Origin of the sequence: Streptomyces ossamyceticus (assembly GCF_001418475.1) — a bacterium.
Taxonomy (GTDB): Bacteria; Actinomycetota; Actinomycetes; order Streptomycetales; family Streptomycetaceae; genus Streptomyces; species Streptomyces ossamyceticus.
Genome location: NZ_LIQX01000453.1, coordinates 1 through 7,170, shown reverse-complemented (window position 1 = coordinate 7,170; position 7,170 = coordinate 1). Strand labels below are relative to the sequence as shown.

Below are 7,170 nucleotides of genomic sequence, written 5' to 3'. Positions count from 1 at the left end.
TGCGTAGTTGCCGCCGTCCGGGAGCTGTGCCGGACGGCGGCAACTACGCACGGCCTGCGCGAACTGCGGGCGGCCGCCTCCGACGAGAACGCCGCGTCCCGAAGAGTCCTGATCAAGGCCGGGTTCGTCCCGGTCGGGCCCGCCGCACCAGCCGATCTCGGCGGCAAGTCGGGCACCTGGTACCGGCGTGAACTCCAGCCGTAGATCATGTGCTTGCGCTCGGAGGGCGCGTCAGCCCGACGCCTCCCCCACGTAGCTCAGCCTGTCCGTGCCGCCGCCGTCCTCCCAGGTGATGACGACGTCGTTGCCGGAGCGGCGGACCGTGGCGAAGGTGATGTCCTTGTCGTCCACGTTCTCCGAGGCCATCGGCCGCAGCGCCATGCGGAAGTTGTTCTCGTCGCGGTACTTGCCGACGCCCGTCAGGATGCCCTTGCCGCCGACCATGTCGATGTAGGACAGCGGGTGCTGGCCCTGGAGGTCGCCCGAGGACTGCTCCTTGCCGATCGTCAGGGTGCGCGCCTCGTCGTCCTGCCACTGGCCCTCGACACCCGTACGGGGCGCCGTGGACGCGTCGCCGCCGTCGTCGGTGTCCTCGGGGGTCGGGGAGTACTCCTCGGTGGGCTCGGAGGTCGGCGTCTCGGACTCGTCGGCCCGCGCCGACACGCTCTGCCGGGGCTTGGCCGAGGTGTCGTCGCCGTCGTCGGAGGTGAGCAGGAAGATCCCGCCGCCGATCACCGCGAGGGCGGCCACCGCGGCGACCACGATGAGCGCGATCTTGCCGCCGTTGCCGCCGGAGGGCGGAGGGGGCGGATAACCGCCGTACTGCTGGCCGTAGTTCGGCACGCCGGGCGCTCCGGGGGCACCCGGCATGCCCGGCGCGCCGTAGGGCGGCTGACCGGCGCCGTACGGCTGCTGCGGGGCGGTCGTGTAGGGGTTCGGCGGGGGGCCGGGCTGACCGGGAGCCTGACCGGACGCCCCCGGCGGGGGCCCGTACGGCCCCGGGTACGGCGGTTGCTGCGGCTGCTGGGCCCCGTAACCGTCGTACGGCGGCTGGCCGGGAGGCTGAGTCATCGGCGGGTGTCACTCCTCGGGTCGCTTCGGCGAGGCAAGGAACGCCTGCCTCAAGCGAGCCCAACATCCATCACCAGCTCAGTCGTACGCAAGTGCGTATCCCGGTTGGTTACGGGGTCAGTACAAGACCCGACGGGAGACGGCGGACAGGGGGCGGGGACCGGAGACGGCGGACGGGAGACGGGGGCGGCGACACCACGGCCGCGCCGCCCCCGGGGCGGGCCGGTCAGTGCCTGCGCGCGCTCCGCCCGGCCCGGCCGCCGTTCGGCCACAGCCTCGGCCGGCGGCGGGCCGCCAGGTCCTCCGCCCAGCCGAAGGCGACGACACAGCCGACGATCAGCATCCAGGTGAGGGCCAGCACCGGCCAGACGCTCTCCAGCAGCCAGGGCACGTTCTGTTCGAGGACCACCACGGCCCACAGCCGGTCCCACTGGGTCGCGGCGACGAGGATGCACGTGTTGTGCCACAGATAGATCGTCACCGCACGGGAGTTGAGGAAGGTGATCACCCCGTCCCAGCGGCGCAGCCGGCGCGGCCACTCGGACCACGAGGGGCTGAGGTGGAGCAGCAGCGCCACCGTGCCGAGGGACCACAGCGCCTGGGCGAACGGCATCGAGTCCAGGTCGTTGCCGGTGCCGAAGTCGTGGTGCAGGGCGTACCAGAGGCCCGTCAGAGCCACGGCCGGGGCGACGGACGGGACGACGAAGCGGGGCAGGCGCCTGAGGATGCCCTCCTGATGGGCCATGCCGAGGATCCAGCACGCGCCGAAGGTGCTGAAGTCCGTGAGCCCCGACGCGAACCGCTCGCCGGGCAGGGACAGATAGCCCAGTTCGAACGCGGCCGACAGGGCGACCGGGAAGAGAAGCGTCACCACGGGCACCGCGCGCAACGCGCGCAGCAGCACCGGCGACAGGACGACGTACCAGAGGTAGGCGCGGACGTACCAGAGGGGCCCGGCGAGTTCCACGGCCCAGTCGGCGCCGATGAAGCCGTGCACGCCGGGCAGTCCCTCGGCGTACGGCGGGTCGCTGATCGGGAGGATCCAGAAGGTGAGGTGGAACCACCACCACGCGGGATGCCCCTCCGCGTCGGGCCCCCAGCCCTGGACCACCATCCCGCCCACACCGATCACGCCCAGCAGCCAGATGGGCGGCAGCAGCCGGCGGAGCCGGCCCTTGACGACCTGGAGGGCCGGACGCTTCAGCGAGCGGGCCATGAGGTTGCCGGCCAGCGCGAACATCACGCCCATGGAGGGGAAGACCAACGGCAGCCAGGCCCAGCCGGAGAGGTGGTAGAGGACCACGCGGAAGATGGCGAGGGCCCGCAGGAAGTCGAAGTAGCGGTCCCGGGCGGGCGCGGCCGGCGCCGGCGCCTTGGGGGTCTCCTCCGTCGTGGTCTGCGTCAGGGTGCTCATCCGACCGGGCTCCCTTCACGCGGCTGGGACTCGGCGGTCGCCGCGCCCGACCCGCCGGGATCACCCGGCAGCCCCACCGCGCCCGTGCGTCGCAGCTTCTGCCAGCGGAGCCGGCCGCCGGTCAGGGCGGTGATCCACGACTGGAGCAGGACGACGTACATCAGCTGGCGGTAGAGGAGTTGTTGCAGCGGCAGGGAGATCAGATGGGTCATGCGTTCCTTGTCGAGATGGAAGGCGTACGCCGCGCACACGGCCTGGACGGCCAGGACGCCGAACCACGCACCGATCGTCTTCTCCGTCGGGCCGAACACCAGCCCGTACAGGAGGAACACGTCGATGAGCGGGGCCAGCAGGGGCGCGACCACCATGAACAGCGACACCAGCGGCAGGCCCACCCGTCCGAAGCGGCCCGAGGGGCCCCGCTCGAACAGGGCCCTGCGGTGCTTCCAGATCGCCTGCATGGTGCCGTAGCACCAGCGGTAGCGCTGCGACCACAGCTGCTGCACGGACTCGGGCGCCTCGGTCCAGGCGCGGGCCTTCTCCGCGTAGACGACGTGCCAGCCGTCGCGGTGCATGGCCATGGTGATGTCGGTGTCCTCGGCGAGGGTGTCCTCGCTCATGCCGCCGACCCGTTCGAGGGCCTCACGGCGGAAGGCGCCGACGGCGCCGGGGATGGTGGGCATGCAGCGCAGGACGTCGTACATGCGGCGGTCGAGGTTGAAGCCCATCACGTACTCGATGTGCTGCCAGGCGCCGATGAGGGTGTCCCGGTTGCCGACCTTCGCGTTCCCGGCGACGGCGCCGACGCGCTGGTCGGCGAACGGCTGGACCAGTTCGCGGACGGTGGACGGTTCGAAGACCGTGTCGCCGTCCATCATCACGATCAGGTCGTGCCGGGCGTTGGCGATGCCCCGGTTGAGGGCGGCGGGTTTGCCCGCGTTGAGCTGCCGCACGACCCGCACGTCGGGCAGGTCCCGGCTCAGCTCCTCCACGATCCGGGCGGTGCCGTCGCTGGACCCGTCGTCGATGACGAGGACCTCGATGGGATGGTCACTGGCCACCAGCGAACGGACGGTCTTCTCGATGCACTTGGCCTCGTTGTAGGCGGGGACGAGGACGGACACCGGTTCGGTGACGGGACCGTCGGGGCCCCAGCGGAAGTCCCGGCGGCGGACCTTGCGGGCGTGGCACACCGACAGGACCAGCATCAGAGCGAAGCGGGCGAGGACGAGGACGCCGACGACCGAGAGGGCCACGACGAGGACGCCCGTGATCCGCTCCGACGCCTGGACGAGAGCCACCCACGCCTGGCCCTTCCACAGGCCGACCCCGGTGACCTCGGTGTGCGCGCTGGGCGCGTCGAGCGCCCCGGTGAGGGTGTGGAACGCGTAGCCCCGGTCGCGCAGTCCGAGGATGAACCGGTCGAGCGCGGCGACGGTCTGTGAGCGGTCGCCGCCGGAGTCGTGCATCAGCACGATCGCGCCCTCGCCGCCCTTCGGTGTGGCCCGGCGGATGATCTCGTCGACGCCGGGCCTGCTCCAGTCCTCGCTGTCGGTGTCGCTGACGACGGTGATGTAGCCGCGGCTGCCGATGTACTGCGTCACCGGCCAGGACCGGTTGTCCATACGGCCCGAGAACGACGAGTACGGCGGCCGGAACAGCGAGGTCCGGATGCCCGCGGCGCCCGCGAGCGCCATCTGGTTCTGGGACAGCTCCCAGTCGATGCGGCCCTTCGAATGGAGCGAGAGGTCGGGGTGGTTGAAGGTGTGCAACCCGATCTCGTGGCCCTCGTCGACCATGCGCCGCACCAGGTCCGGGTAGCGCGAGGCCATGGTGCCGGTGATGAAGAAGACGGCGTGCGCGTCGTGCTTCCGCAGCACGTCGAGGACCTTGGGCGTCCACACGGGGTCGGGGCCGTCGTCGAACGTGAGGACCAGTTCGCGGTCGGGTACGTCGAGGCTGGCGGCACGGCCCGAGCGGGTGTCGATCACCGGCCCGCCGTCGAGGATCCGCTGCGGCACCCGGTCGTTCGACACCGGCGGCCGGACCCGGTGGTCGGCGAGGATCTCGCTGTGCACGTACCCGCGCAGCATCAGCATCGCCATCAGGGCGACGAGGAACAGGCACGGCAGGATGTGGCGCAGCGGCAGCCGCACCGGCCGGCGCTTCGACGGGCGCTTCGACGAGCCCTTCGGGGGGCTTCCGGCCGTGCCGTCGGCCGCCTCGGACGAACGGGGTGTGCGGGTACGGCGCTTGGCGGCGGCACGCGAAGGTGTGCCGCCGCGCCTGAAGCGGGTCATTATGCGGGGGTCTCCGAGATCTGCGGGTCCTGCGGGCTCTCCGGTGCCGCGGTGGCGGGCTCGACCGGTGCCGGGGTCGGCGGACCGTCGGCGACGGTGTCCGTGCCGGATCCCGGGCCGGGAGCGGGGCCGCCGGACTCGGAGGGTGTGGGCGTCGGGGTGGGCGTGGGGCTGGAGCCGCCGCCCGCCGGCTGGGACGCGGAGACCGAGGGCTCGGGCTCCTTCACGCCGGTGGTCGGCTTCGGCTGCGGGCCGGCGCTCGCGCCCCCGCTGGGCCGGGCGCTCGCGGAGGCCGCCGGGGCCTTCTTCTGCCCGTCGCCGCGGGAGTCGCCGCGGGCCGGCGCGGGCCTCACTCCCGGGGAGACCGACCCCGCGCTCGGCGGCGGCACGACCCCCTCGGCGGTGTCGGCGACGTCGGACGACTCGGCCGGCTGCGGCGGGGTGTCCACCTTGTCCGCCGGTGCCTCGTCCTTCTGCATGGGCATCGGCAGCCAGGGCGCGTCCGAGTTGCCCGAGACCAGCGTGCCGACGATGACGACGGCGTACGCGGCGCAGGCGGTGCCGACGGCGATGCCGAGCTTGCGGTACCGGTTGCGGCGGCGCCCCGACTCGTCGACGAAGACCGGCCCGTCGGGCTGGCCCCCGGCCGCCTTGTCCGGGTCCTTGCCGGCGTGCTTGCCCGGACCGTCCAGTTCCCGTCCGACGCCGTCGAGTTGGACGGTCACCTCGTGCGGGTCGTGGTTGCGGCCGGGCTGGTCGGGCTGCTCCCAGGGGGACGCCACGGTGCCGGGCCGGCCGGCGTCGCGCCCGGCGGCGTCGGGTTGTCGGGGGACACCGGCGAAGGCGGTCGACGGCCGGGGCACGGACCCCGTTCTGCCGGCGGCCTCGGGCCACACCACCTCGTCGCCGGCGGCGCCGGTCCGGGCGAACAGGTCGGTACCGAGGCTGCCCTCCACATCACCACGGTGTTCGTCACGGCTGTCGCCGTCGGACCGCTCCGGCTGGGTGCCTTTCGGCCATTTCTCCACGTGCACGCGCTTCCCCCCACGGGTTGCGGATGCGTGTTCGATGCCGGACTCTCGCACTTTCCTGTACCGGACCGGGCCCCCACCCGATCCGGGGCGCCCCGCCCATCACACGCACCCGGGTGCCCGAATGTAGAGGGGGGAGAGATATGACATGTGTGCTATCAGATGAAACTCATCATGATGAGTGCATCTGTAGCCGGAATCCATCCGTCCTCCGGATAGGAAAGCCATACTTCCGCGCTCGCTCGTTCGGCGGCGGCCCGCCGCAGGGCATCGAGCCCCGGATGCGTGAACCCCTTCCGCCACACCAGTGAGACGGGGGACAGCGGGACGGGGTCGACGAGCGGCCGCAGCACACTGCGCGGCATGGGCGGGAAGTCCACCACCGCCAGCACGGGCGTCCGCGTCTTGGCCATGACCCGCGCGAACTCCTCCTCGCCCACCACGAGGGGCACCGCGGGCGCGAGCTCGATCCCCCACCCCGCGAACAGCTCCCGCGCCAGCTCCGTCCACTCCGGTGTACGGGGATTGCCGGCACCCGCGTACACGGTCTCGCCCCTCAGCTCCGCCAGCGGCACGGCGTCCAGCGCGGCCAGCCGGTGGTCCTCGGGCAGGATCACCGCCATCGGCTCGTACCGCACGGGCTGTTGTCCCAGCCGGGCCCGCACCGCCGGGTCCAGCCCGGCGAACCTGCCGAACGACACGTCGAGGCGCCCGGCGAGGATCTCGGCGGCGGCGTACGTGAGCCCGCTCTCGTACCGCGCCAGCAACTCCACGTCGGGCACCAGCTCACGGGCCCGCCGCAGCACCCGTACGCCGGTGGCGAGCCCCGGCGAGTTCAGGTCCACCAGCAACGGCCGGGCCTGCCGGAACGCCCCCACGAGCGCGTCCTGCGCCTCCAGCACGCGCCGCGCGTACGGCACCAGCCGCTCCCCGTCGGGCGTCAGCGCCACCTGCCGGGTCGTCCGCACGAACAACTCCACGCCCAGTTCCCGCTCCAGCCGCCGCACATCCCGGCTGAGCGCCTGCTGGGCGATGTAGAGCCGGGCGGCGGCCCGGGTGAAGTGCAGTTCGTCGACGACAGCGAGAAAGGCACGCAGCAGCCGCGGCGCGACGGCATCGGGAGCGAGGGACATCCGCCGAACTTACAACCAGGGTGCGTGAATCACCACGGAGTAGGTGTTGGACGGTGGATCAAGAACCGGGCGACGGTGGACCGCATGCCGCAACGCCCGACCCCCCTCCTGACCGTCACCGCCGACCAGTTGGTGGCAGTGGACTTCACCCCCCGCCGTTCCAAGGCCCACCAAACAGCCGACCCGAACCCCAGCCGACCTCAGGGGCGCGGGGAGCTGCG

The 7,170-nt window shown here is 72.4% G+C and carries 6 protein-coding genes; 1 reads left to right on the top strand and 5 read right to left on the bottom strand.

Annotation, left to right across the window (positions count from 1 at the left end; all coding sequences use genetic code 11):
• Positions 1-204: GNAT family N-acetyltransferase (locus AOK15_RS42820; protein WP_157870404.1), on the top strand; the 204-nt coding region annotated here is incomplete at its 5' end.
• A 27-nt stretch (positions 205-231) separates the two neighbouring features.
• Here AOK15_RS42820 and AOK15_RS29100 read toward each other — a convergent pair.
• The 5 genes from AOK15_RS29100 to AOK15_RS29080 all read right to left on the bottom strand — a co-directional run bounded on the left by AOK15_RS29100 (position 232) and on the right by AOK15_RS29080 (position 6,949).
• A complete protein-coding gene (locus tag AOK15_RS29100; RefSeq protein ID WP_055521319.1) occupies positions 232-1,071 on the bottom strand; it encodes a hypothetical protein in 840 nt (279 codons plus the stop codon).
• 226 nt (positions 1,072-1,297) lie between these two features.
• Positions 1,298-2,485 carry an acyltransferase family protein gene (locus AOK15_RS29095; protein WP_055521318.1) on the bottom strand — a complete coding sequence of 396 codons (1,188 nt, stop codon included), beginning with the start codon at positions 2,483-2,485 and terminating at the stop codon, positions 1,298-1,300.
• On the bottom strand, positions 2,482-4,785 hold the full coding sequence (locus AOK15_RS29090) for a bifunctional polysaccharide deacetylase/glycosyltransferase family 2 protein (RefSeq protein WP_055521317.1): 2,304 nt from the start codon (positions 4,783-4,785) through the stop codon (positions 2,482-2,484). The genes AOK15_RS29095 and AOK15_RS29090 overlap by 4 nt, the downstream gene beginning before the upstream one ends.
• Positions 4,785-5,819, bottom strand: coding sequence for a hypothetical protein (locus AOK15_RS29085; protein ID WP_107099538.1), 1,035 nt, complete (start codon positions 5,817-5,819; stop codon positions 4,785-4,787). The genes AOK15_RS29090 and AOK15_RS29085 overlap by 1 nt, the downstream gene beginning before the upstream one ends.
• Before the next feature lie 155 nt (positions 5,820-5,974).
• Positions 5,975-6,949: a LysR family transcriptional regulator gene (locus AOK15_RS29080; RefSeq protein WP_055521316.1), complete on the bottom strand. Its 975-nt coding sequence runs from the start codon at positions 6,947-6,949 to the stop codon at positions 5,975-5,977.
• Positions 6,950-7,170 lie beyond the last annotated feature (221 nt).

Coding starts and splice junctions, on each gene's coding strand:
- AOK15_RS29100 (WP_055521319.1), bottom strand. CDS start 1,071: ATGACTCAGCCTCCCGGCCAGCCGCCGTACGACGGTTACGGGGCCCAG.
- AOK15_RS29095 (WP_055521318.1), bottom strand. CDS start 2,485: ATGAGCACCCTGACGCAGACCACGACGGAGGAGACCCCCAAGGCGCCG.
- AOK15_RS29090 (WP_055521317.1), bottom strand. CDS start 4,785: ATGACCCGCTTCAGGCGCGGCGGCACACCTTCGCGTGCCGCCGCCAAG.
- AOK15_RS29080 (WP_055521316.1), bottom strand. CDS start 6,949: ATGTCCCTCGCTCCCGATGCCGTCGCGCCGCGGCTGCTGCGTGCCTTT.